General features: G+C 70.5%; 26 protein-coding genes. 17 read left to right on the top strand and 9 right to left on the bottom strand.

Annotation, left to right across the window (positions count from 1 at the left end; all coding sequences use genetic code 11):
* Together DJ69_RS06435 and DJ69_RS06430 are read left to right on the top strand one after the other, a co-directional pair.
* Positions 1-991: archaeosine biosynthesis radical SAM protein RaSEA (locus DJ69_RS06435; protein WP_099254856.1), on the top strand; the 991-nt coding region annotated here is incomplete at its 5' end.
* Between the two features lie 172 nt (positions 992-1,163).
* Positions 1,164-1,364: a hypothetical protein gene (locus DJ69_RS06430; RefSeq protein ID WP_099254853.1), complete on the top strand. Its 201-nt coding sequence runs from the start codon at positions 1,164-1,166 to the stop codon at positions 1,362-1,364.
* 106 nt (positions 1,365-1,470) lie between these two features.
* Here DJ69_RS06430 and DJ69_RS06425 read toward each other — a convergent pair whose 3' ends face one another.
* Complete coding sequence (locus DJ69_RS06425) at positions 1,471-2,343, bottom strand: 5-formyltetrahydrofolate cyclo-ligase (RefSeq protein WP_099254852.1); 873 nt, start codon at positions 2,341-2,343, stop codon at positions 1,471-1,473.
* Between the two features lie 170 nt (positions 2,344-2,513).
* On the opposite strand from DJ69_RS06425, the gene DJ69_RS06420 reads away from it, so the two are divergent.
* The 3 genes from DJ69_RS06420 (at position 2,514) to DJ69_RS06410 (ending at position 4,366) form a co-directional block, all read left to right on the top strand.
* Complete coding sequence (locus DJ69_RS06420) at positions 2,514-3,218, top strand: DUF4013 domain-containing protein (RefSeq protein WP_099254851.1); 705 nt, start codon at positions 2,514-2,516, stop codon at positions 3,216-3,218.
* Positions 3,219-3,331: 113 nt separating this feature from the next.
* Complete coding sequence (gene engB / locus DJ69_RS06415) at positions 3,332-3,952, top strand: GTP-binding protein EngB (RefSeq protein WP_099254850.1); 621 nt, start codon at positions 3,332-3,334, stop codon at positions 3,950-3,952.
* 45 nt (positions 3,953-3,997) lie between these two features.
* Positions 3,998-4,366, top strand: a complete 369-nt coding sequence (locus tag DJ69_RS06410) for a hypothetical protein (RefSeq protein WP_099254849.1) — start codon at positions 3,998-4,000, stop codon at positions 4,364-4,366.
* Between the two features lie 93 nt (positions 4,367-4,459).
* On the opposite strand, the gene DJ69_RS06405 is transcribed toward DJ69_RS06410, so the two are convergent.
* The 4 genes from DJ69_RS06405 to DJ69_RS06390 are packed head-to-tail and all read right to left on the bottom strand — an operon-like array spanning position 4,460 to position 6,940.
* Positions 4,460-4,813: an AzlD domain-containing protein gene (locus DJ69_RS06405; protein ID WP_099254848.1), complete on the bottom strand. Its 354-nt coding sequence runs from the start codon at positions 4,811-4,813 to the stop codon at positions 4,460-4,462.
* Positions 4,810-5,499: an AzlC family ABC transporter permease gene (locus DJ69_RS06400; protein ID WP_099254847.1), complete on the bottom strand. Its 690-nt coding sequence runs from the start codon at positions 5,497-5,499 to the stop codon at positions 4,810-4,812. Before DJ69_RS06400 ends, DJ69_RS06405 begins: the two co-directional genes overlap by 4 nt.
* Positions 5,500-5,501: 2 nt before the next feature.
* Complete coding sequence (locus DJ69_RS06395; RefSeq protein WP_099254846.1) at positions 5,502-6,359, bottom strand: RNA methyltransferase; 858 nt, start codon at positions 6,357-6,359, stop codon at positions 5,502-5,504.
* Positions 6,356-6,940 (bottom strand): hypothetical protein, encoded by a 585-nt coding sequence (locus DJ69_RS06390; RefSeq protein WP_099254845.1) that lies wholly within the window; start codon positions 6,938-6,940, stop codon positions 6,356-6,358. Before DJ69_RS06390 ends, DJ69_RS06395 begins: the two co-directional genes overlap by 4 nt.
* A gap of 96 nt (positions 6,941-7,036) precedes the next feature.
* Here DJ69_RS06390 and DJ69_RS06385 point away from each other — a divergent pair, with 96 nt between their 5' ends.
* The 3 genes from DJ69_RS06385 to DJ69_RS06375 all read left to right on the top strand — a co-directional run bounded on the left by DJ69_RS06385 (position 7,037) and on the right by DJ69_RS06375 (position 9,863).
* Complete coding sequence (locus DJ69_RS06385) at positions 7,037-7,603, top strand: DUF192 domain-containing protein (protein WP_099254844.1); 567 nt, start codon at positions 7,037-7,039, stop codon at positions 7,601-7,603.
* Between the two features lie 94 nt (positions 7,604-7,697).
* Positions 7,698-8,978, top strand: a complete 1,281-nt coding sequence (locus tag DJ69_RS06380) for a dihydropteroate synthase (RefSeq protein WP_099254843.1) — start codon at positions 7,698-7,700, stop codon at positions 8,976-8,978.
* Positions 8,979-9,152: 174 nt separating this feature from the next.
* Positions 9,153-9,863, top strand: a complete 711-nt coding sequence (locus DJ69_RS06375; RefSeq protein ID WP_099254842.1) for a 6-hydroxymethylpterin diphosphokinase MptE-like protein — start codon at positions 9,153-9,155, stop codon at positions 9,861-9,863.
* A 17-nt stretch (positions 9,864-9,880) separates the two neighbouring features.
* Here the strand turns inward: DJ69_RS06375 and DJ69_RS06370 are convergent, their stop codons facing one another.
* The gene (locus tag DJ69_RS06370; protein WP_099254841.1) at positions 9,881-10,654 is read right to left on the bottom strand and encodes a creatininase family protein; all 774 of its coding nucleotides are present in this window, start codon (positions 10,652-10,654) and stop codon (positions 9,881-9,883) included.
* A gap of 160 nt (positions 10,655-10,814) precedes the next feature.
* Between DJ69_RS06370 and DJ69_RS06365 the strand changes: the two genes are divergently transcribed.
* The 9 genes from DJ69_RS06365 to DJ69_RS06325 all read left to right on the top strand — a co-directional run bounded on the left by DJ69_RS06365 (position 10,815) and on the right by DJ69_RS06325 (position 17,673).
* The gene (locus tag DJ69_RS06365) at positions 10,815-11,222 is read left to right on the top strand and encodes a nascent polypeptide-associated complex protein (protein ID WP_099254840.1); all 408 of its coding nucleotides are present in this window, start codon (positions 10,815-10,817) and stop codon (positions 11,220-11,222) included.
* Between the two features lie 10 nt (positions 11,223-11,232).
* Positions 11,233-11,973: a methyltransferase domain-containing protein gene (locus DJ69_RS06360; RefSeq protein ID WP_099254839.1), complete on the top strand. Its 741-nt coding sequence runs from the start codon at positions 11,233-11,235 to the stop codon at positions 11,971-11,973.
* Positions 11,974-12,017: 44 nt separating this feature from the next.
* Positions 12,018-13,052, top strand: coding sequence for a transcriptional regulator TbsP domain-containing protein (locus DJ69_RS06355; RefSeq protein ID WP_099254838.1), 1,035 nt, complete (start codon positions 12,018-12,020; stop codon positions 13,050-13,052).
* Positions 13,053-13,077: 25 nt separating this feature from the next.
* Entirely contained in the window at positions 13,078-14,199 is a 1,122-nt protein-coding gene (locus tag DJ69_RS06350; RefSeq protein ID WP_099254837.1) for a pyridoxal phosphate-dependent aminotransferase, read from the top strand.
* Positions 14,200-14,303: 104 nt separating this feature from the next.
* Positions 14,304-15,506: a methionine adenosyltransferase gene (locus DJ69_RS06345; RefSeq protein WP_099254836.1), complete on the top strand. Its 1,203-nt coding sequence runs from the start codon at positions 14,304-14,306 to the stop codon at positions 15,504-15,506.
* A gap of 67 nt (positions 15,507-15,573) precedes the next feature.
* Positions 15,574-16,026, top strand: coding sequence for a DUF5804 family protein (locus tag DJ69_RS06340; protein ID WP_099254835.1), 453 nt, complete (start codon positions 15,574-15,576; stop codon positions 16,024-16,026).
* Between the two features lie 105 nt (positions 16,027-16,131).
* A complete protein-coding gene (locus DJ69_RS06335) occupies positions 16,132-16,824 on the top strand; it encodes a hypothetical protein (protein WP_099254855.1) in 693 nt (230 codons plus the stop codon).
* 22 nt (positions 16,825-16,846) lie between these two features.
* The gene (locus DJ69_RS06330) at positions 16,847-17,263 is read left to right on the top strand and encodes an MPN domain-containing protein (protein ID WP_099254834.1); all 417 of its coding nucleotides are present in this window, start codon (positions 16,847-16,849) and stop codon (positions 17,261-17,263) included.
* An 83-nt stretch (positions 17,264-17,346) separates the two neighbouring features.
* Positions 17,347-17,673 carry a hypothetical protein gene (locus DJ69_RS06325; protein WP_099254833.1) on the top strand — a complete coding sequence of 109 codons (327 nt, stop codon included), beginning with the start codon at positions 17,347-17,349 and terminating at the stop codon, positions 17,671-17,673.
* 35 nt (positions 17,674-17,708) lie between these two features.
* Here the strand turns inward: DJ69_RS06325 and DJ69_RS06320 are convergent, their stop codons facing one another.
* The 3 genes from DJ69_RS06320 to DJ69_RS06310 form a co-directional block, all read right to left on the bottom strand.
* Entirely contained in the window at positions 17,709-18,011 is a 303-nt protein-coding gene (locus DJ69_RS06320) for a PRC-barrel domain-containing protein (RefSeq protein WP_099254832.1), read from the bottom strand.
* Positions 18,012-18,118: 107 nt separating this feature from the next.
* Positions 18,119-20,353, bottom strand: a complete 2,235-nt coding sequence (locus tag DJ69_RS06315; RefSeq protein ID WP_099254831.1) for an LUD domain-containing protein — start codon at positions 20,351-20,353, stop codon at positions 18,119-18,121.
* Positions 20,346-20,900, bottom strand: a complete 555-nt coding sequence (locus DJ69_RS06310) for an LUD domain-containing protein (RefSeq protein WP_099254830.1) — start codon at positions 20,898-20,900, stop codon at positions 20,346-20,348. The genes DJ69_RS06315 and DJ69_RS06310 overlap by 8 nt, the downstream gene beginning before the upstream one ends.
* Positions 20,901-20,995: the final 95 nt, after the last annotated feature.

Below are 20,995 nucleotides of genomic sequence, written 5' to 3'. Positions count from 1 at the left end.
GACCCAGCCCACCCGCGTGTGGATCGACGAGGACAACACGCCGGACGGCGTGGTGAACTCCCTGACCATCATCCTCAACACGGGCGGCTGTCGGTGGGCCCGCGCCGGCGGCTGTACCATGTGCGGCTACGTCGCGGAGTCGGTCGAGGGCGGCAGCGTGAGCCACGAGGCCCTGATGAACCAGATCGAGGTGTGTCTCGACCACGAGCGCGAGGAGGCGGACGCGCCCGCCGAGCTGATCAAGATCTACACCTCCGGCTCGTTCCTCGACGAGCGCGAGGTCCCCGCGGAGACCCGACGGGCCATCGCCGAGACGTTCGCGGACCGGGACCGGATCGTCGTCGAGTCGCTGCCGGACTTCGTGAGTCGGGAGAAGGTCCGCGACTTCGCTGACCGCGGCATCGCGACCGACGTGGCGGTCGGGCTGGAGACCGCGACCGACCGCGTCCGCCACGACTGCGTGAACAAGTACTTCGACTTCGCCGACTTCGAGGACGCCTGTGCCGAGGCGGCCGCGGCCGACGAGACAGTCGACGCCGACGTGGGGATCAAGGCGTACCTCCTGATGAAGCCGCCCTTCCTCGCGGAGCCGGAGGCCGCCGCCGACATGATCGACTCGATCCGGCGCTGTGCCGCGGTCGAGGGGTGCCACACCGTCTCGATGAACCCGACGAACGTCCAGCGGTACACGATGGTCGACGAGCTGTTCTTCGAGGGGGGGTACCGTCCGCCGTGGCTCTGGTCGGTCGCGCACGTCCTCGAAGCGACCGCCGACGTCGACGCCATCGTCGTCTCGGATCCGGTCGGTCACGGCTCCGACCGGGGCGCGCACAACTGCGGCGAGTGCGACGACCGCGTCCAGACCGCGATCAAGGACTTCGATAAGCGGCAGGACCCGAGCGTCTTCGAGCAGGTGTCCTGCGAGTGTGAGGCGACATGGGATCTCGTCATGGAGGAGGAGACGAGCTACAACATGCCGCTCGCGCGGTAGATACGTCCGGAACGAGAGGTCCTGCGCAGCGCAGCGATCACCATTCTCCGGCATTCCGAAACGTTCGATCCGTTTCAGGCGATTTTGTGCACAATGTGTCCGTGACAATACGGACCATACCGAACGATCAGGTCGAAAAAGACCCTTATACCTCCGGATACTGAGGTAATCCATGAACGCAGACGCCAACGGTCCCCGGTCGGTTCGCGGCAAGTCGGTCCTGTTCTGTGCGGAGTGCAGCTTCGAAAACCCCGTTTCGGAGGGGTGGCTCGTCGTCAGCGACGGCGACGAGCGCACGATCGTTTGTCCGGAGTGCGGTCACGTCGCCGACCACCGGACGGAGCGGTCAGCCCCGGCGCCAAGGGCCGACTGAACGGGCGGTCCGATCGGCCGGTCGGTTTCGCGGCTCTCGCTTTCCTACCCTCCTGTCCCCCCGTCTCGCCTCCGGCCCTTCCCGCAGCGTCCGCCTTCGCCGCGCCTCACTCCCTTTCCGGGGCTCGTTCGGCCAACACCGGGATCGCGTCCAGTTTGTCGTCGTCGAGCGCGTCCCAGTCGATTCCCGTCGGACGCGTGTGCGGCGTGTCGGTACGGACCGTCCGCTCGGGAGTGACCACCAGGTCGAGCGGTACGTCGTGAGCGTCGGGCGCGGGAAGCTCCGCGGCGTCGGCGACCGGCGATTCGGGGCCGTCGAGGACCGATAGCTCGTGGACCGTGGTCGCCACGACGGTCGCGTCGTCGTCGGGCTCCGACCGACTGTCACCGGGCGAAGTTCGGTTGCCAGGGGGACTCTGCCCCTCGCCGCCAGAGGCGCGGGGGGCCTCGCTGTCGACGGCGCCCAGCTCGCTGAGCACGCCCCACTCGAGGTCGCTGTACCCTTCGCCTTTCCCGATCCGGGCGCCGTCGGTCGTGACGCCCACCGAACCGGCGACCACGAGGTCGACGTGCGGGACCTCCTCCGGCGGGACCGGCGTCCCGTGGGTGGAGATGCCGGAGACGGTCGTGGCGTCGTCGACGGTCGGGGCGTCGGACGGTGCGTCGCCGTCGCTCTCGGCGTCGACGAGCGACTCGGGATCGAGCCGAAGGAACGGGTCGGCGTCGCGGAGCCGCGGTTGGGCGACGTAGACGGTCTTCCCGGCCCGGAGCGCGGCGCGGCGCACGGGGAGCTGCGGCGCGTCGGGGTTGCACTTCAGCGTCGACGCCGCGGCCCACGCGTCGGTGTCGGTCAGCCGATCGCATGCGGCGGCGGCGCCCGCGAAGTTCGGGATGCGGTCGTGGGGCGGGAACGGGAACCGGGCTTCGCCGCGGTCCTCGAAGGCGTCCCAGACGGCCTCGCGAACGGCCTGTTTGTCCATGATCGGCGTTAAAAGCGCGGCGACAAGTATCTCTCGCTCACCGGCTCCGTCGCGCTCTCGTCGCGCTTCCGTCGCGTGTTCATCGTTCGCTCGTCGCGCGTTCGTCGTGCGTCCGTCTCGCGATCGGCGGAGTGCCGGGGTTTATATATCAGATGTGTGTGATTTTTCTCATGCTTGAAGACGGGCTCTCGTATCCGGTTCGCGGCGATTGGATCGGCCGAATCGCTATCGGAGGGATACTGGGGCTGTTCTCGGTGCTGCTCCTCCCGGCGTTCATCATCGTCGGCTATCTCGTCCGGGTGCTCGAAGAGACGATCGGCGGCGAGGACGTGCCGCCGGAGTTCACCGACTGGGGCGACCTGCTGATGAAGGGCGTGATCGGGACGATCATCACGATCGCGTACACGGTCATCCCGGTGGTCGTGTACGGCGTCGTCGTCGCGGTCGTGGGGGGAACGAGCGGCGCGATCGGCGGCGACGCGGGCGCGCTCATCGGCGTTGTCGGCGTGCTGCTCGCGCTGGCGTTCATCCCCGTGCTGTTCCTCATTTACTACGCGGTTCCCGCCGCGCTGTCGGCGTACGCGGCCCGCGGCGAGATGAGCGCCGCGTTCGACCCCGACCTGCTGAAGCCGGCGGTGTTCAGCACCGAGTACCTCGTCGCAGTGCTCATGCCGATCGTCGTCGCGGTGGTCTCGTGGATCGCCACCGCGGTGCTGGCCGTCACCGTCGTCGGCCTCCTGCTCGTCCCGTTCGTCCAGTTCTACGGCCAGGTCGCGGTGTTCCGGATGTTCGGCGCCGCGTTTGCGACCGTGAACGACCGGATCGAGACGGGGTCGGTCGGCGGCGCGGTCGGCGGCGACGACCTCGCGTACTGAACCGGCGGCGGGACGGTTTCGCGTACCCGACTGAGATCGGATACGACGGCCGACCGACCGTTACCCCGTCTCGCGACGCGCCTTTTAAACCGCTCAACCACCCACGTAGGAGTATGTTCGAAGACCGGCCGGACCGCGACGCCGAGGTCGTCCTCGTGGGGCGATCGAACGTCGGCAAGTCCACGCTGATGCGCCAGCTGACGGGTCACGACTTCTCGACCGGCGGCAAGCCGGGGGTCACCCGCCAGCCGAACCACTTCGACTGGGCCAGCGAGAGCTTCATGTTCACCGACCTGCCCGGCTTCGGGTTCATGTCCGGCGTCGAGGAGGAGCACCGCGAGGCGATCAAGACGAACATCGTCCGCTACCTGGAGGAGAACGCCGACTCGATCCTGGCGGGCGTCGTCGTGATGGACGGGAAGGCCGCCGTCGACATCATCGACCGCCACGCCGAGCGCGGGAACATCCCGCACGACGTGGAGATGTTCGGCTTCCTCGAGGACGTGGGCGTCGAGCCCATCGTCGCCGTCAACAAGACCGACAAGATCGACGACCTCGACGAGCGGCTCGACGAGATCTGCGACCGCCTCGGCCTCTACCCGCCGTGGCAGCAGTGGTCCGATCGGATCGCTCCGATCTGCGCGAAGCGGGGCGACATCGAGGCGCTGGAGGAGTGCCTTCGAACGCGCTTCCACGAGCACAACCGCGACGACCTGCTGAAGTTCGTCGCCTGAGAGGCCGGCTGCGGTTTTATATAGCGACCTGACGACGGTACGCTCATGAACGCCCGTCCCGTCGCGGCGCTGGGCGTCGCGCTCACGACGTTTCTCGTCGTTACGGCGCTTCTCACCGACCTCCTCGCGGCGCGGATCGCGTTTTCGGCGATCGTCGGTCTCCCCGTCGGACTCGTCGCTGGCGCCGCGTCGGGGATCGCGACGTGGACCCGCCTCTGGGGCGTCTCGCGGGCCCGCCCGCATCTGCTCGGGACCGCCGCGTTCGGCTACGCCCTCCTCGCCGTCGCCGCGGTCTCGTACTCGGTGCCGCCGGCTCGTCGCTTCGTCAGCGTCGAGACCGCGGTCCCGTTCGCCGCGGTGTGTGCGATCGCCGCGTTCCTGCTCGCTCGTCGGTACGCGACTCGGATCGCGTGAGTCGGGGGGCGGTGTCGGTAGGTGAGTCGGTTGGGAGAGTCGCAGCGAAGAATCGGCGGGAAATGTCGGGAGAACGCGAACCTATCGACGCCGTCAGGCGAACACCACGACCCGGAACAGCCACAGCGTGACCATCCCGCCGGCGATGGTCGCCATCACGTTCTCCGTGCGCCACGCGATCACGCCGGCGACGGCGCCAGCGATCAGCCGCTCGTCGGCGACCGTCGCGACGACCGAGGGGCGGATCGTCAGCAATTTGGGGAGCACGAGCGCCGCGAGCACCGCGGGCGGAACGTATCGGAGCGGGCGCTTGATGCGCGGGGGGACCTCGTCGATCCGGCCGAACAGGTGGATGAACGAGAGGCGGAACCCGTAGGTCGCGAGTCCGATGAGCACGATGGCGAGCCAGACCCCGAGCGAGCCGCCGAGAACGGGGGCGTCCGTCACTCGACGAACACCTCCGTCGCCAGCCCGACGGCGATTCCGGAGACGGCGCCCGCGAGCAGCCCGAGGTTCATCGGGAGCCCGGCGGCGACGACCGCGATGGCGCCGCCGGCGACGCCAGCGGCGGTGGTCGGTCGGTCCTTCATCGCCGGGACGAGGAGCGCGAGGAACACGAGCGGAACCGCGAAGGTCAACCCCCAGGCGTCGGGGACGCTGGCGCCGACGACGACGCCGGCGACCGTCCCGATCTGCCAGACCACCCACAGGGAGGCGGCCGCCCCGAGGTAGTAGCGCCAGCGGCTACGCTCCGGGTTCGACTCGAACTCCGCGAGCGAGAGCGCGTACGCCTGGTCGGTGAGCACGTAGGCGAGCCCCGCGCGGAGCCGGCGACCGTAGTCCGCGAAGTGCGGCGCGATGGACGCCGAGTACATCACCATCCGGACGTTGATCACGACCGCGGTGCCGACCACGACCGCGAGCGGGGCGCCGGACCCGAGCAGGTCGAGCGCGGCGAGCTGCGAGGCGCCCGCGAACACGATCACCGACATCCCGACCGCCTCGGCGAGCCCGAGCCCGGCGTCGACGGCGGCGATGCCGGCGACGAGCGCGAAGGGAGCGATCCCGAGCAGCAGCGGCGACACGTCACGGACGCCGGCCCGGAGGTCGGCGTCGAGGAGGTCCCCGTCCACGGTCACTCTTTGGGGTAAACCGGTTCGTCGTACTTCGCCGCGAGGTGGTCGGCGTGCTCCAGCTTCGCGTTGGCCTTGCGGAACGTGCCGAGCAGGGAGTGGACCTCGCGCTCGGTCGGGTGGGCGCGGCCGAGCAGCCGGCGCATCAGCAGCGCGTTCTTCTCTCGCACGTGCTCGCGCTGGCCGGTCGCGTCGAGGAACTCGTCGAAGAACCCGTGGAAGCGCTCCACGTCGCTCTCCGGGGCGCGGGTGACCTCGGTGTCGGGCAGCTGCGTCTCGTCGACGGTGAGCTCGCGGAGCTCGTACAGGAGGACCGTGGCCGCCTGCCCGAGGTTCAACACGGGGTAGTCGTCGTCGGCCGGGATGGAACACACCTCGTCGAGCCGCGAGAGCTCGTCGTTGTTGAGGCCGCGTCCCTCTCGCCCGAAGACGATGGCGGTCGGCGCGTCGACCGTCTTCAGCGACGCCCGGAGTTCGGCCGGCGTCTTGAAGGGATACCGCTCGTGGCTCCGGTCGTCCTCGCCGGTGATCGCGGTGGTGCCGACCGTGTGGTAGTTCGCGACGACCTCGTCGAAGGTCACCTCGTCGGCGTTCGGGAGCACGTCCTCGCGGGCGTGGCCGGCGAAGCCGTACGCCTCGCCGTCCTCCGCCAGCTCCGGCGGGTCGACCAGCTTGAGGTCGGTGAGGCCGAAGTTCTTCATCGCTCTGGCGATGGTGCCGACGTTGCCCGGCGTCTCGGGCTCGACCACGACCACGACCGGCTTGCGGCGGGGTGATCGGTCGGCCTGTGGATCAGCGTCAGAACCGGCGGCAGCGTCGGTCTCGTCTCGCTCGGCGTCGGTCTCGTCTGCGCCGCTCATCGGTTCGACGGGTAGTCGGTCGAGAGGTCGACGTCCTCGAAGTCGTCCTCGCTCAGCTTCTCCTCCTCGTCGCCGTCCTTGCCGGCGAGTTCGAGAATGTCGATCCGGTCGCCGTCGAAGTCCTGTTCGACGCGCTCCTGGATGTCCTGCTGGTCCGGCAGGTCCGGAAGCCCGTCCGGGTCCTCGTCGACGTGCTCGACCGAGCCGTACCCCTCGGGGGCGCCGTTGCCCGCGGCGACCCACTCGTGGAACCGGTCGCCGAACTCGCGCGAGCCGGCGTGCTCGCTGCCGCCCTCCTCGCGGAACCAGTAGATCAGCTCCGGCTCGTGTTCGGGGCAGAGCAGCACCTCCCCCTTCGGCTCGCCGTAGACGATCTCGGCCTGATTACAGCGGTGGACCTCGTCCTCGCCGTGTTCGAGGTAACAGACGTCGCAGGGCTCCTCGACGAGGCTGACGAGCCGGACGAGACGCTCTCGGGGCTCTTCGGGGATCTCGTCGAGGGGCTTCAGCTCCTCGTCGTCGGTGAATATCTCCTCCTCGTCGAACCGCCACCCGCGGAGGCCGACGCTCACTTTCGCCATGGGCGGGGGTACGCGAGGCGCAGATAAAAACGCGTCCTTCCGGGGACGAACGCCCCGTTCGCGAGGCATATACCGACGCGGCGCGTATCGCGGACAATGCGACGACGGGGAGTTCTCTCGGCGATGGGTGCCGCGTCGATCGGCGGGCTCGCGGGCTGTGTCGGAAGCGCCCCCACGGCGGGCGGCGGGGGCGACGACGGTGACGGAAGTGGAGGAGCCGGAGACGAGTCCGACACCCTCCCCACCGACTGGCCGTCCGGGACGTACGCCGACTACGACGTGACCACAGTCACCGCCTGGACCGCCGAGGGCGACGAGCTGGGAGCGGTCCGCGCCGCGATCGCGGACACCGGCGAGAAGCGGTATCTCGGACTGAGCGACGCGGCGTCGCTCCCGGAAAACGCCGGGATGCTGTTCGTCTACGACACGCCTCGAGACTCCCTGACGTACGTGATGCGCGAGATGGACTTCGGGATTGACATCGTGTACGTCGCCGGCGACAGAGAGATCGTCGAGATCCACAACGCGCCGGAGCCGGGACCGAACGAGGACGGGAACGAGCAGAGATACTCCGGCTCGGGGCAGTACGTGCTCGAAGTCCCCTACGAGTGGACCGACCGGCGCGGCGTCGACGTGGGGGACTCACTGGCGTTCACGCCGTGAGCCCCGGCGGACCCGGTCGGGACGCCGGTCCGAACCCCCGGCGAGCGCGTCGGGTACTCGCCCCGTTTATATCGCTCGCGCCCGTGGTGATCGTATGCGAAACGTGGACGCCGCGGGCCTCGGGATCGGCGACGATCACCCGCCCCGGATCATGGGCGTACTCAACGTCTCTTCGGAGTCGCCGTACGACCCGAGCGTGTACGACGACCCCGGCGAGGCCGCGGAGTACGTCGACGAGGAGCTGATCGGCGAGGGCGCCGACATCGTCGACGTGGGACTCGAGTCGGCCAACAAGGACCTCGACGTGCTCTCCGCCGAGCAGGAGCTCGATCGGCTCGACACCGCGGTCGAGACGCTGGCGTCGACCTCGGGCGACGCCGTCTGGTCGATCGAGACCCGCTACCACGAGGTCGCCGACGAGGCGCTCGCGCGGGGGTTCGACATGGTCAACGACATCTGCGGCTTCGCGGACCCCGAGATGCCCCGCGTCTGCCGCGAGCACGACGCGGCGGTCTCGAAGATGGCCTCGCCGCCGGATCTGGAGCGGCCGGGGGCCATCGAGGACGTCGACTGGGCGGCGCGAAGCGCCGCCAGTCCAGAGCGTAGCTGGAGCTACGCGGACGACATCTACGAGGCGCTGTCGATGAACGGGTTCACCGACAAGACGATCCTCGACCCCGCGTTCGGCGGCTGGTCCGTCGAGAAGACCCACGCCGACGACCGCGAGACGTTCCACCGGCTACGCGAGTTCCGCGGGTACGGTCGCCCGCTGCTCGTCTCGATCAACCGCAAGAGCTTCCTCAAGACGATCGCGGGCCGGAGCACCGAGGAGGCGCTGCCGGTGTCGCTGGCGGCCACCTCGATGGCGGTCGAGCGGGGCGCCCACGTGATCCGCACCCACGACGTGGCCGAGACGCGCGACGCGGCGCTGGTCGGGGCGGAGTTCGCCCGCGACCGGGTCCGCCCGACCGCCGACTCCGGCGCCGTCACCCTCGAGGAGCTCGACGTGACGACGGTCCGAGAGGCCGAGCGCCACCTCGACCGGCTCGGCGCCGACCGCGGCGTCGCCGGCGACGCCGTCGTCCGTACCTACGAGCTCCGCGGGCTCACCGACGAGGCCGTCGGCGCGCTCCGGGCGGCGACCGCCGACTCCGACACCGGTGCGGCGTTCGCTATCGCCGGCTCAGCCCCCCACGAGGCCGCGACGCCGTCTTCCGCCACGGACGGTGGGTCGCCCGACCGCATCGGCGCCGAGGGCGGCGCCGGGCTCCTCGTCGGGACGCCGACCGGTGTGTCAGCGGTCCGATCGGCCGTTTCGGGCGTCTCGTCGGCGCTCGACGCCGCGCTCGAATCGATCGACGACACCTCGAAGTAAGAGAAAGTTTATGCCGTCGTGTAGACAACCCGTTCAGTGGACGCCGGAGGGGCACGCGGGTAGGGGTACTCTGTGCCACTCCGGCCCATACCATATTCGACTCCGCCAGCGACGGCGCCGTCCGGCGCCGCGGCCGAGGCGCGGCGTCGGCGTGCTGGGGGTGAGCGAGAACCGATGAACTTCGAGACCTTCGAGCCGGTGTACGAGGCGATCCTCGCGGACTTCGGCTTCGATCGGGCGGCCGACGAGCGCGCCCGCGACGCCGCGGCCGAGATCGCGACGCCGTTCCCGCTCGACCGACTCGGCGACTGGCGGGGCGACACCGTGGCGATCGCGGGCGCCGCTCCGACTCTGGCGGACGAGGTCGGGATCGCCCGCGAGGCCGACGTGGTCGTCGCCGCCTCCACCGCGGTCGACGTGCTCCGTGAGCGCGGCGTCGCCGTCGACTGCATGGTGACCGACCTCGACAAGAACCCCGACACCGCGGCGGAGCTGACCCGAGAGGGAGTCCCGGTCGCGGCCCACGCCCACGGCGACAACATCCCCGCGGTCCGCGAGTGGCTCCCCCGATTCGCGGACGCGGCGACGCTGGCGACGACGCAGGCGGTCCCCGTCGGTCCGGTCCGAAACCTCGGCGGGTTCACGGACGGCGACCGCGCCGCCTTCCTCGCGGACCACGTCGGCGCCGGGCGGCTCGTCTTCCCGGGGTGGAAGTTCGACGACCCGGACGTGGGCCCGATGAAGGCGCGGAAGCTCGACTGGGCGGCGCGGCTGCTGCGGTGGTTGGAACGCCGCCGCGACGAACGGTTCGGGATCCTCGACGGGCGCCGCGGGGGGCTCGACGAGGCGCTCGAGCCGATCCTTCGTGGACGCGACGGGGGGTGAAACGGCCTCAGAAGGAGCTATGCCACGCGATCTGCCGGCAGTAGCTCGGATCGGTCGCGGGCGTCGAGCCACTCGACCAGCTGAACGAGCTGGTCGCTCGCGGCCTCGAACAGCCGCTCGGCCTTCTCCGGGGTCACGTCGGTCGGGTCGCCGAACGCCCCGTTCGCGGAGTTCTCGATCGCGTCGTAGAACGTCCGGGCGCCGTGGACCATCGCGTCCGACTCGCTGAGGTGGACGAGCCCGTCGTCGCGGGCGTCCGCCAGCCGGTCCGTGTCGACGAGCTCCGGGGCGATGTGCGTGATCATCGCGGTCTCCTTCGGGCCCGCGTGCGGCCCGTTGTGCTCGAACAGGTCGTCGACGAGCTCCGGGATCGACTCGTCCCACATCCACTCGATCGCGTATGCCGCCTCGTCCTCGTGGAGTCGGCGGCCGACCTCTCGGAGGTGCTGGACGTTGCCGCCGTGGGCGTTCACGAACACGACGCGGTCGATCCCGTGGTACGCGAGGTTCCGGGTGAACGACTCGACGTAGTCGCGGAACTCCGGCGGATCGACCCACATCGTCCCCGGGAACTGCCGGTGGTGCGGGCTGACCCCGACCGTGATCGTGGGAGTGCGGACGGCGTCCGTCTCCTCTGCGGCCGCGGTCGCGAGCGCCTCGGCGATCAGGTGGTCGGTCGCCAGCGGCAGGTGCGGACCGTGCTGTTCGGTGGAGCCGAGCGGGACGAGCGCGACCGACCCGTCCGACAACGCCTCGCTGAGCTCCGGCCACGTGTGGTCGGCGAGATACATACTTGATCTCGGGCTCGGGGACGTATGAACCCCGCTCTCGCGGTCGCGTTCGCCGGGAGCGGCAGCCTCGAACCCCGGTGAGAGCGACGCCGAACGACCCGAACGAGGCCGTCGGCCCGTGTCGCCACCCTTTTTGTGTCCTCCCACCGAAATCCGGCGTATGTTTGGAGGCGGCGGTATGAACCCGCGGAAGATGAAACAGATGATGAAACAGATGGGGATCGACGTCGAGGAGCTCGACGCCGAGCGGGTCGTCATCGAGACGGCCGACGGCGACGATCTCGTCTTCGACGGCGCCCAGGTGACCAAGATGGACGCCCAAGGGCAGGAGACGTACCAGATCGTCGGCTCGCCCGACGCGGTCGCCGACGCCGGCGGAAGCGCCTCGGCGGTCGAGGGCGAGTCGGGCGCGGCGGCGATCGAGGACGGCGACAGCGACGACGCCGGTATCCCCGACGAGGACGTGGCGCTCGTCGCCGAGCGCGCGGGCGTCCCGCAGTCGACGGCCCGCGAGGCCCTCGAGGACGCCGACGGCGACCTCGCGGCCGCGATCGCGGAGCTGGAGTGACTGATCCGGCGTGACGGACGCCGCGTACCTGCTGGTTCACGACGACCGGGAGTACCTGCTGGAGCCGGGCGAGGAGTTCGGCACCGACCTCGGCGTGCTCGAGGTCCCCGAAGACGTCGAGGGCGGCGACACCGTCGAGACCCATCTCGGCACCGCCTTCGAGGTCCGGGAGCTCCGCGGCCCGGACCTGTTCAACCACCTCGAACGCACCGGCGCGCCGATGATGCCCCGCGACGTGGGGCTCGTGATGGGCCACACCGGCGCCTCGGGCGGCGACCGCGTGCTCGACGCCGGCACGGGGTCGGGGATCCTCGCCGCCTACCTCGGTCGCGCCGGCGCCGACGTGACCACCTACGAGATCGACGCCGACTTCGCCGAGGTCGCCCGCGGGAACATGGCGACCGCCGGCGTGGCCGACCGCGTGGAGGTCCGTACCGGCGATCTCACCGAGGAGCTCGACGCGCTGGCCGACGAGGAGCCCTTCGACGTGTTGACGCTCGACACGGGCGACGCCCCGGCGATCGTCGAGCGCGCTGACGACCTGCTGGTCTCCGGCGGGTATCTCGCCGTCTACTCACCGTTCGTCGAGGGGACCCGCGAGGCCGCGCTCGCCGCCCGTGAGGCCGGATTCGAGGGCATCGAGACCCTCGAAACGATCCAGCGCGAGATGGACTTCTCCGACCGCGGCTCCCGCCCCTCCACCGCGGGCGTCGGCCACACCGGCTACCTGGTGTTCGGCCGGGCGCCGTAGCGGACCGGCGCAACGTTCTTTCCGATTCCGACGCCACGGAGCGTATGGCTCGATCGACGGGCGACGACGGCGCGTCGTCTCTCGACAGCGACACCCCCTCCGAGGTCGCCGTCGCGCTCAACGAGGCCGACGACGGGCTCGCCGAGGCGATCGAATCGGCGCTCGCCGGGCGGTCCGACCTCGTCGCCGTCGGCGTTCCGCTGGCGTTGCTCCCGCCGATACTCGACGCGAGGGAACGGACCGAGGCCGACGCGCCGTGGCGGGTCGCCTGCCGACCCGGCGTCGCCGACGCGCTCGGTCGGGCGCTCGTCCTCGGCACCGCGGTCGCCGAAGCGATCGATGGGGGGGCTATCGAACTGCGGACGGAGGCCGAACCGCGGGCGAGAGCGGCCGAGAGCGACGCCGGACGGATCCTGTTCGCGTCGGCTGAGCGCGTCGACGCGGTCGCGGGGCCGGAGGGGGATCGGACGCTCGTGACCGAGGCGGCGCCGGCGCGGGTCGCTCCGGCCGCCCGATCGATGCGCGAACGGTTCGCGGCCGCGGCGCCGGCGAGCGTCGAGATGCCCGGCCGGAGCCGCCTGCTCGCGGGCGCCCGAGAGACGCTCGACGACCGGTTCGCGGACGACGTGGCGGCGGTGCTCGGCGCGCTGCCGTACGGCGCGGTCGGTCGAACCGGCGAGCTCACCGACCGGACGCTCCTCACGGCGCTGGCGGCGCGCCACGACCACCTGCTGTGGGATCTGCGGCGGTGGATCGGTACCGGGACGGAGCCGGACGACGGAAGCGGCGAGGGCGAGGGCGTCGGGATCGCCGCGGGACAGGACCTCACCGGAGACCGGCGGGTCCTCGTGCAGCGCGGCCTGATCGAGGCGATCAAGGTGCCCGCGGGGGCCGGGCGACCGCGGCTCCGGCTCCGGGCGATCGACGACGCGCTGCTCCGCGCGACGCCCGAGGAGGTGCTCAGCGTGCTCCGGGGGCGGTTCGCGCTCCCGGTCGACGAGGACGGCCGGGTCCGCGACCTACCCGGAGGCGACGAGCGGCGGCCGGTGTGGGACCGGCCGCGACGTGACAAGAACTAACTCCCGGCGGCGCCCCCGAACGGGTATGCCGAACTTCTCCGACAGGGTCGAGCGGATCTCCATCAGCGGGATCCGCGAGGTGTTCGAGGCGGCCGGCGACGACGCGATCAACCTCGGGCTCGGCCAGCCCGACTTCCCGACGCCGGACCACGCGCGACGGGCGGCTGTCGACGCCATCGAGAGCGGGAAGGCCGACGCCTACACCGAGAACAAGGGCACCCGGCCGCTCCGCGAGGCGATCGCCGAGAAACACCGGGCGGATCAGGGGGTCGACCTCGATCCGGGCAACGTCATCGCCACCGCTGGCGGCAGCGAGGCGCTCCACGTCGCCCTGGAGGCGCACGTCGACGCCGGCGACGAGGTGTTGATCCCGGACCCGGGGTTCGTCTCCTACGACGCGCTGACGAAGCTGACGGGCGCGGAGCCGGTGCCGGTCCCGCTGCGCGACGACCTCACCATCGACCCCGCCGCGATCGAGGCGGCGATCACCGACGACACCGCGGCGTTCGTGGTGAACTCGCCGGGCAACCCCACCGGCGCGGTCTCCTCGGCGGACGACGTGCGCGAGTTCGCGCGGATCGCCGACGAGCACGACGTGCTCTGCATCTCCGACGAGGTGTACGAGTACACCGTCTTCGACGGGACACACCGCTCGCCGATGGAGTTCGCCGAGACCGACAGCGTCGTCGTGGTCAACTCCGCCTCGAAGCTGTTCTCGATGACGGGGTGGCGGCTCGGGTGGGTGTACGGCTCCGCGGAGCGCGTCGACCGCATGCTGCGGGTCCACCAGTACGCGCAGGCCTGCGCGTCGGCGCCCGCGCAGTACGCGGCCGAGGCCGCCCTGCGGGGCGACCGCGGGGTCGTCGACGAGATGACCGCCTCCTTCGAGCGCCGCCGCGACCTCCTCCTCGACGGCTTCGACGAGATCGGGATCGACTGCCCGACGCCCCAGGGCGCGTTCTACGCGATGCCGCGGGTTCCGGAGGGGTTCGTCGACGAGTGCCTCGACCGCGGGGTCGTGGTGGTCCCCGGCGAGGCGTTCGGCGAGGGCGGGCGCGGCCACGCTCGGATCTCGTACGCGACCGACGAGAGCGAGCTCCACGACGCCCTCGACGTGATGGCGGACGCCTACGAGGCGGCGAAGTAGGCGCAAGATAACGGCCACTTTTGCCGAACGATAACCCGAGAGCATTAGCCGGCGTCGGGAGGTTTCCGCAAGTTATACTGCCGCCGGCGAAGTACCGACGCATAATGGACCGGAACATACAGGTCAGCCGTCTCGACCGCCGAGCGGTCGAGGACCAGGAGGTCGAGATCGTCGAGCGGAAGGGTATCGGACACCCGGACTCGATCTGCGACGGTATCGCGGAGTCGGTGTCGCGCGCGCTCTCGCAGCTCTACTTGGACCGCGTCGGGAAGGTACTCCACTACAACACCGACGAGACGCAGCTGGTCGCCGGTCGCGCCGCGCCCGCCTACGGCGGCGGCGAGGTCGTCGAGCCGCTCTACGTGCTCATCGTCGGGCGCGCGACGAAGGAGTACGAGGGCGAGCAGCTCCCGGTCGACTCGACCGCGCTCGCCGCCGCCCGCGACTACCTCTCCGAGGCGATCCCGGAGCTCGAGTACGGCACCGACGTGATCGTCGACGTGAAGCTCGGCGAGGGGTCGGGCGACCTGCAGGACGTGTTCGGCGAGGACACCCAGCAGGTACCGATGGCCAACGACACCTCCTTCGGCGTCGGACACGCCCCGCTGACCGAGACGGAGGCGATCGTCCACGAGGCCGAGCACGAGCTCAACACGACCTACCACTCCGACCACCCCGAGCTCGGGCCGGACGTGAAGATCATGGGCAAGCGCGAGGGCGACCGCATCGACATCACCGTCGCGGCCGCGATGGTCGACCGGTACGTCGACGACCTCGACGACTACGACGACGCCGTCGCCGACGTGCGCGAGTTCGTCACCGAACTGGCCGAGGCGCGCACCGACCGTGAGGTCCACGTCGACGTCAACACCGCCGACGACTACGACGAGGGCTCCGTCTACCTCACCGTCACCGGCACCTCCGCCGAGCAGGGCGACGACGGCTCCGTGGGGCGCGGCAACCGCGCGAACGGGCTCATCACCCCGAACCGCCCCATGTCGATGGAGGCGACCTCCGGCAAGAACCCCGTCAACCACATCGGGAAGATCTACAACCTCCTGTCGACGCGGATCGCGGAGTCCGTCACCGACGAGGTCGACGGGATCCGCGACCTACAGGTCCGCCTGCTGTCGCAGATCGGACGCCCGATCGACGAGCCCCACGTCGCCGACGCGCAGCTCGTCACCGAGGAGGGGCTCGACATCGCCGACATCGAAGACGAGGTCGTCGCGATCGTCGACGAGGAGCTGGCGAACGTCACGGACGTGACGCGGAGCGTCATCGACGGCGACGTGTCGACGTTCTGATCCGGCGGGCGAGGGGCGCGGGACGCCGACCGCAACCGATTTGTGGAGCGACTGACTCCGATAGCGTGTGACGCGGGTGTGTCTCCTCGGCGACTCCGACGTGAACCTCACCTACGAGCTGCTGTCTCGCGAGACCGCCCGGGACGCGCTCGCGACCTACGAGATCGAGGAGCCCTTCGAGAACAGCGTCGCCGTCGACACGGTGAGCCTCGGCGCCGCAGTCGCGCTGTTGAACGATCTCAACTGGTACCTCGTGCGCTTCGTCGACGAGGCGCTGGTGCGTGAACCCTCCGTCTCCCCCGACGAGTGGCTCTCTCGCGACCTCGCCCGCGAGGTGCGCGACGGCGCGGTCCCCCCGGAGGAGACGGACCAGCGCCTGAAGGTGTTCGGTCTCGTCGACGGCCGACCGGTCGAACCCCTCTACGTCCGCCGGACGCAGGGGGAGACGCCCGAGTACGACCTCCGCGACGTCGACGAGACGGTGATCGTGCGGGTGAGCGAGTCCGAGCTTTCGGGATAGCGATCGGGCGTCGGCAGCGTCGACCCGACCGCCGCCGGCCGGTCGCGACGCCGGTTCCGGCGGAGACGGGTTGAAAAGGGTCCGGACCGAATGCGCGGTATGGGAATGAAAGGTGACGGCGAGGCGGAGCTCCACGAGATCGATCGCTTCGGCCGCGGCGTCGGCTGGATCGCGTACCCGGGCGAGGAGATGGAGCGGGCGAGCCACGCGATAGCGGTCCCGAACGAGGGGGACGAGACGGACGACGTGTGGGTGTTCGATCCGGTCGACGCGCCCGGCCTCGACGAGCTGTTGGCGGAGCTCGGCACGGTCGCGGGCGTCGTGATCGGCCTCGACCGCCACAAGCGCGACAGCGCCGCGATCGCGACCCGTCACGACGCGCCCGTCTACGTCGCCGAGTGGATGACCGGCGTCGCGGACGAACTCGACGCGCCGGTCGAGCGGTTCGACTCGGAGGTGGCGGAGTCGGGGTTCGAGGCGTTCCGGATCCGCGATTCGACGGTCCCGCCGTGGCAGGAGGTCGGGTTCTTCGACGGCGAGACGCTGATCGTCCCCGAGTCGCTCGGTTCCGCCTCGTACTTCCGGGGCGACCGCGAGCGGCTCGGCGTCCACCCGATGTTGCGACTGACCCCCCCGACCGAGGCGCTCTCCGGGCTGAACCCGGAGCGGGTGCGCGTGGGTCACGGCGTCGGCGTGGAGGAGCGGGGCGCGCTCGCCGTCGAGGACGCGCTCTCCGGATCGCGCCGCAAGGCGCCCGGGCTGTACGCGAAGACCCTGCGCTCGGCGCTCGGGATCTGACCGTGTCGGTCTCTGTCTGCTCGTGATCCACGTCACGCGCGACCTGCTGACGGTGCTGCTCGAGCACGCCGCCGAGAGCGACCCCGAGGCGACGAGCCTGCGGCTCTCGGCCACCCGCGCCGGCGAGTTCGACGAGGAGACGGGACTGGACCCGGAGACGCCGGTGTTGACCCACTTCACGCCGGCGGGCGTCGGCGGATCGGTGAACGCGGTGTTCGGCGTCGACATCGGAACGCCCGCGGGTCGGGGCGGGGCGCGGTTCGTCTCGCACCCGGACGGGTTCCTCGGCGTGTCGAAGACGGACGACCTCGCGGCGGTGGTGCTCGTGGCCATTCCGCCCTACGACGACGACGGGGTCGCCGCGTTCGACCGCGCCGGCGACGGGATCGAACTCGCGGTTCTCGACGCCGCGCCGCCGGAGGAGTCGCTCCCGGAGTAACGGGCCTCGGCAGGCGGACGACGAGCGCAGACCGCCCGCTCCGAGCATTGGGTTAAAAAGCCCCGAGCGAGTATCACGCCGCAATGGCAGCACGCCCACCCGGCGGCGGCGGGTCCTCGGAGCCGGACGCGATCGAGTTCGGCATCGCCGTGCTCGGCGAGCGGATCGAGGAGGCGGACGTGTCGTTCCCGGCGACGGCCCGAGAGGTACGCGACGCGCTCGACGACCGCGAGGTCCCCTACGACGCCAAGGGGCGGACGATCGCGCTCGACGAGGCGCTCGATCAGGTGCCGCAGGAGCGGTTCGAAAACGAGACGGAACTCCTCGACGCGCTGTACCCGGTGTTCGACCGAAAGCGACGAGAGGGCGGCGGATTCCTGACGAGCCTGCGAGACGCACTCCCCTTCTGAACTGCGGGGCGTCGGCGAGCCGCCGTCCGGGGCGCCTACACTTCCACTTCGGCTTCCGCCTCGGGCTCGTCGCTCCCGGTGTCGAGACGCTCGATGATATCGTTGATCAACACCACGTCGCCGACGGCTCTGACCCAGCGGTACGGAACGATGACGCCCGTGTTTCCGCCGACGCGACCGGCGAACAGCTCGTGGTTGAGCTCCGCGAGCGCGAGCCCGGTCACCGCCTGCGCGTCCAGATCGAGGCGCACGTCCTCGATCTCACCGACGAAGACGCCGTTGTTCGAGTACACCTCGCGACCGACGAGAGACGTGATCTCCTCCGGAGCAGCGTTCATATGCGATACGGTCGCGAGCGCGCCTATTAAGCGTTCGTTGTCGAACGACGCCCGTCAGACGCGGCGAGCGCCGGGTCGCTCGTGGCCGGGGTTGCTCGTGGCCGGGATCACTCGCGCGGTGCGACCAGCTCCACGGGATGCATCGGCGACGATCCCAACAGCGCGTCGAGCTGTTCGCCACAGGAGGTGCCGGCGGCGACGACGGTCCGGTCGGTGTCGCCGAACTGCTCGCGGAGGGGTTCGCCCACGTCCATGCTCAGCTCGTAGTAGTCCTCCTTGTAGCCGAACGACCCGGCCATCCCGCAACACTCCGTCTCGGAGACGCGCACGTCGTAGCCGAGCCGCTCCATCACGGCGGTCGCGTGCTCGCCGACGCCGATCGTCCGCGCCTGACAGTGCGGGTGGTAGGCGATCCGGTTCCCCGAGGCCACCGGCCCGGTCCCCGCCGCCGGCGCCCGGAGCGCCCCCGGGTCCCCGCCGTTCTCCAGCAGGCCGAAGAGGTACTCCATGATATCGTAGCTGGCGTCGGCGAGGCGCTCGAACGAGCGCTCCGGGAGGAGCTTCTCGTACTCGCTCCGGAACATCGCGAGGTCGCTCGGCTCGATCACGACCACGTCGCGACCGGCGTCGACGTGGGTGACGAGCCCGGCGTACGCGTCCTCGGCCGCCGCCGCCGCGGTCGAGATCATCCCCTGCGAGAGCGGCGGGCGACCGCTCCCCGGAAGGTCCGGAACGCGAACGTGAACGTCGAGCGCCTCGAGCGCGCGCACCGCCGCCTTCCCGCGCTCGACGTCGACGTAGTTGGTCGCGGTGTCGGGGTAGAGCACGACGGTTCGCGCCGCCTCGCCGCTCGGGACCGCGGCGCCGCCCCGGCGCTCGAACCAGTCGACGAGCGACTCGCTCGCGAACTCGGGGAGGTCGCGTCGGCGATCGATGCCGGTCACGCGCTCGGCGAGCGCGCGCAGCGGTCCGGCGTCGGCCAGCCGGTTCGCGACCGGCGCGGTGAGGCTCCCGAGCTTCGCGACCGTTTCGTAGTTGCCGACGATCCGGGTTCCGAGATCGAGGCCGGCGGGCTCCTCGTCGGGGACCAGCTCCTCGAACAGCCAGTCGGTCTGGCGGGAGTCGACCTCGCCGCGGTTGATCCGGTCGCGGACCACCGTGTTGATCCACGGGATGTCGATCCCGACCGGACACGCCGGAACGCAGCGCGAACAGCCGGTACAGAGGTCGTTGAACTCGGCGGCGACGTCGAGCCCCTCGATGCCCGCCTCCCAGCCGGTGGCGATCCCGCCGGAGTACGTCTCGCCGCCGAAGGCGTGGCCGCCGACGCTCTGGAAGTTACCGCAGGCGTTCGAGCAGGCGGAGCACCGGATGCAGTACAGCGTCTCTCGCAGCTCCTTGTCGTCGCGCATCGCCATGCGACCGTTGTCGATGAGCACGAGGTGGAAGTCGCGGTCGGCGCCCGAGTCGTCCGCCAGCGGGGTCTCGTCCGCCTCGAAGTCGGGCACCGGCGAGTCCACGGGCGGGGTGAGCGTCGAGATGTAGGAGGTCACGTCCTGTCCCGTGCCGGAGCGCCCGATCAGCTCGACGAACGGGGAGAACTCCTCGACGGTCGGGACGAGCTTCTCGACGCCGGCCACCGCGACGTGCGTGTCGGTCGCCGTCACCGTCTTCCGGGCGTTCCCCTCGCTGGTGACGAGGAGCATCGTGCCGGAGTCGGCCGCGATGAAGTTCGCGCCGGTCATCCCCACGTCGGCGTCCTCGATCAGCTCGCCGAGGCGCTCGCGGGCGAACATCGTGAGCTCCTCGGCGGTCTCCGGCGGCTCGTCGAGGTCGAATTGCTCCGCGAACAGCTCCGAGATGCCCTCGCGGGATTTGTGGATCGCCGGCGCGACGATGTGCGAGGGCGCCTCGTCGGCCAGCTGGAGCACCCACTCGCCGAGGTCGGTCTCCAGCACGTCGACGCCCGCGTCCGCGAGCGCCTCGTTCACCTCGATCTCCTCCGAGGTCATCGACTTGGACTTGACGAGGCGGTCGGCGTCGCGCTCCTCGGCGGTCAGCTCCGTGATGTATCGGTTCGCGTCGGCGGCGTCGTCGGCGACGTAGACGGTCCCACCGTTGGCCTCCACCGACTCGCGCACCTCGTCGACGAGCTCCGGCAGCCGACCGATCGCGTCTTCCTTGATCGCCCGGGCCTCGTCTTTCAGCTCGTCGTAGTCGTCCAGCCGCCCCGTCGACTCGTAGCGCCCCTCGTTGAACCCCCGAGTGTTCGCGGCGACCGCGTCGCCCTCGGTCGCCATCAGCTCGCGGATGCGGTCGGCCTTCGCGGCGTCGCTACTCATCGGCGGTCACCTCCGATTCGGCGGCATCCTCGTCGTCCGCCCGAAGCAACACCACGTGCACCGCTTTCGGCCCGTGCGCCCCGTGGACCAGCCCGCCCATGTCGGCGGTGGCGCTGGGGCCGGTGGCGAACACCACGTCGACCGACTCGTCGCGCGCTCGGGGGCCGAGCCACTCGAACGCGTCGGCCATGTCGGGGACGAGGTCGGCCTCACGGAGGACCACGACGTGGCGGTCGACGAAGAGGCTCACCGGCTCGGTGCCGTCCCGGTCGGCCTCGATCGCGACGCTGCCGTAGGCGGCGACGCCGAGTTCCGCCGCGGTGACCCCGGTGTGAGCCGCACGGAGGTCGGCGGTCGTCGGTTCGGTCTCGATCCGGTCGGGGAGCGCGGCGCCCGCTGACGGGGCGTCGCTGAGCGCGACGCCGACGGCCGGCTCTCCGGCGGCCTCGTCTACCAGTTCCGAGCACGCGCTCTCGGGGCCTTCGGTGACCGTCACACCGAGGGCGTCGAGCCGGCGCTTGAACGCCGATCGGTCGGCGAGTGACATACGGGGTGGTCAGGCGGCGAGTATTTGGGTTTTGTGTCGGTTTCACCGGCTCGCAGGAGCGCTCAGGATTCGCCGACTGGGGGAGCTTTTTCACG

Source organism: Halorubrum persicum (genome assembly GCF_002727125.1).
In the GTDB taxonomy this organism is placed as follows: Archaea; Halobacteriota; Halobacteria; order Halobacteriales; family Haloferacaceae; genus Halorubrum; species Halorubrum persicum.
The sequence above is the reverse complement of the archived record's forward strand: the minus strand, read 5'-3'. Positions and strand labels throughout refer to the sequence as shown.

Bases quoted from the DNA above. Each gene is read 5' to 3' on its own strand.
- DJ69_RS06355 (WP_099254838.1), top strand. From the start codon at position 12,018: ATGGCTCGATCGACGGGCGACGACGGCGCGTCGTCTCTCGACAGCGAC.
- DJ69_RS06370 (WP_099254841.1), bottom strand. From the start codon at position 10,654: ATGTATCTCGCCGACCACACGTGGCCGGAGCTCAGCGAGGCGTTGTCG.
- DJ69_RS06425 (WP_099254852.1), bottom strand. From the start codon at position 2,343: ATGGACAAACAGGCCGTTCGCGAGGCCGTCTGGGACGCCTTCGAGGAC.
- engB (WP_099254850.1), top strand. From the start codon at position 3,332: ATGTTCGAAGACCGGCCGGACCGCGACGCCGAGGTCGTCCTCGTGGGG.
- DJ69_RS06335 (WP_099254855.1), top strand. From the start codon at position 16,132: ATGAAAGGTGACGGCGAGGCGGAGCTCCACGAGATCGATCGCTTCGGC.
- DJ69_RS06310 (WP_099254830.1), bottom strand. From the start codon at position 20,900: ATGTCACTCGCCGACCGATCGGCGTTCAAGCGCCGGCTCGACGCCCTC.
- DJ69_RS06380 (WP_099254843.1), top strand. From the start codon at position 7,698: ATGCGAAACGTGGACGCCGCGGGCCTCGGGATCGGCGACGATCACCCG.
- DJ69_RS06365 (WP_099254840.1), top strand. From the start codon at position 10,815: ATGTTTGGAGGCGGCGGTATGAACCCGCGGAAGATGAAACAGATGATG.
- DJ69_RS06395 (WP_099254846.1), bottom strand. From the start codon at position 6,359: ATGAGCGGCGCAGACGAGACCGACGCCGAGCGAGACGAGACCGACGCT.
- DJ69_RS06325 (WP_099254833.1), top strand. From the start codon at position 17,347: ATGGCAGCACGCCCACCCGGCGGCGGCGGGTCCTCGGAGCCGGACGCG.
- DJ69_RS06430 (WP_099254853.1), top strand. From the start codon at position 1,164: ATGAACGCAGACGCCAACGGTCCCCGGTCGGTTCGCGGCAAGTCGGTC.
- DJ69_RS06320 (WP_099254832.1), bottom strand. From the start codon at position 18,011: ATGAACGCTGCTCCGGAGGAGATCACGTCTCTCGTCGGTCGCGAGGTG.
- DJ69_RS06420 (WP_099254851.1), top strand. From the start codon at position 2,514: ATGCTTGAAGACGGGCTCTCGTATCCGGTTCGCGGCGATTGGATCGGC.
- DJ69_RS06375 (WP_099254842.1), top strand. From the start codon at position 9,153: ATGAACTTCGAGACCTTCGAGCCGGTGTACGAGGCGATCCTCGCGGAC.
- DJ69_RS06345 (WP_099254836.1), top strand. From the start codon at position 14,304: ATGGACCGGAACATACAGGTCAGCCGTCTCGACCGCCGAGCGGTCGAG.
- DJ69_RS06410 (WP_099254849.1), top strand. From the start codon at position 3,998: ATGAACGCCCGTCCCGTCGCGGCGCTGGGCGTCGCGCTCACGACGTTT.
- DJ69_RS06315 (WP_099254831.1), bottom strand. From the start codon at position 20,353: ATGAGTAGCGACGCCGCGAAGGCCGACCGCATCCGCGAGCTGATGGCG.
- DJ69_RS06385 (WP_099254844.1), top strand. From the start codon at position 7,037: ATGCGACGACGGGGAGTTCTCTCGGCGATGGGTGCCGCGTCGATCGGC.
- DJ69_RS06350 (WP_099254837.1), top strand. From the start codon at position 13,078: ATGCCGAACTTCTCCGACAGGGTCGAGCGGATCTCCATCAGCGGGATC.
- DJ69_RS06390 (WP_099254845.1), bottom strand. From the start codon at position 6,940: ATGGCGAAAGTGAGCGTCGGCCTCCGCGGGTGGCGGTTCGACGAGGAG.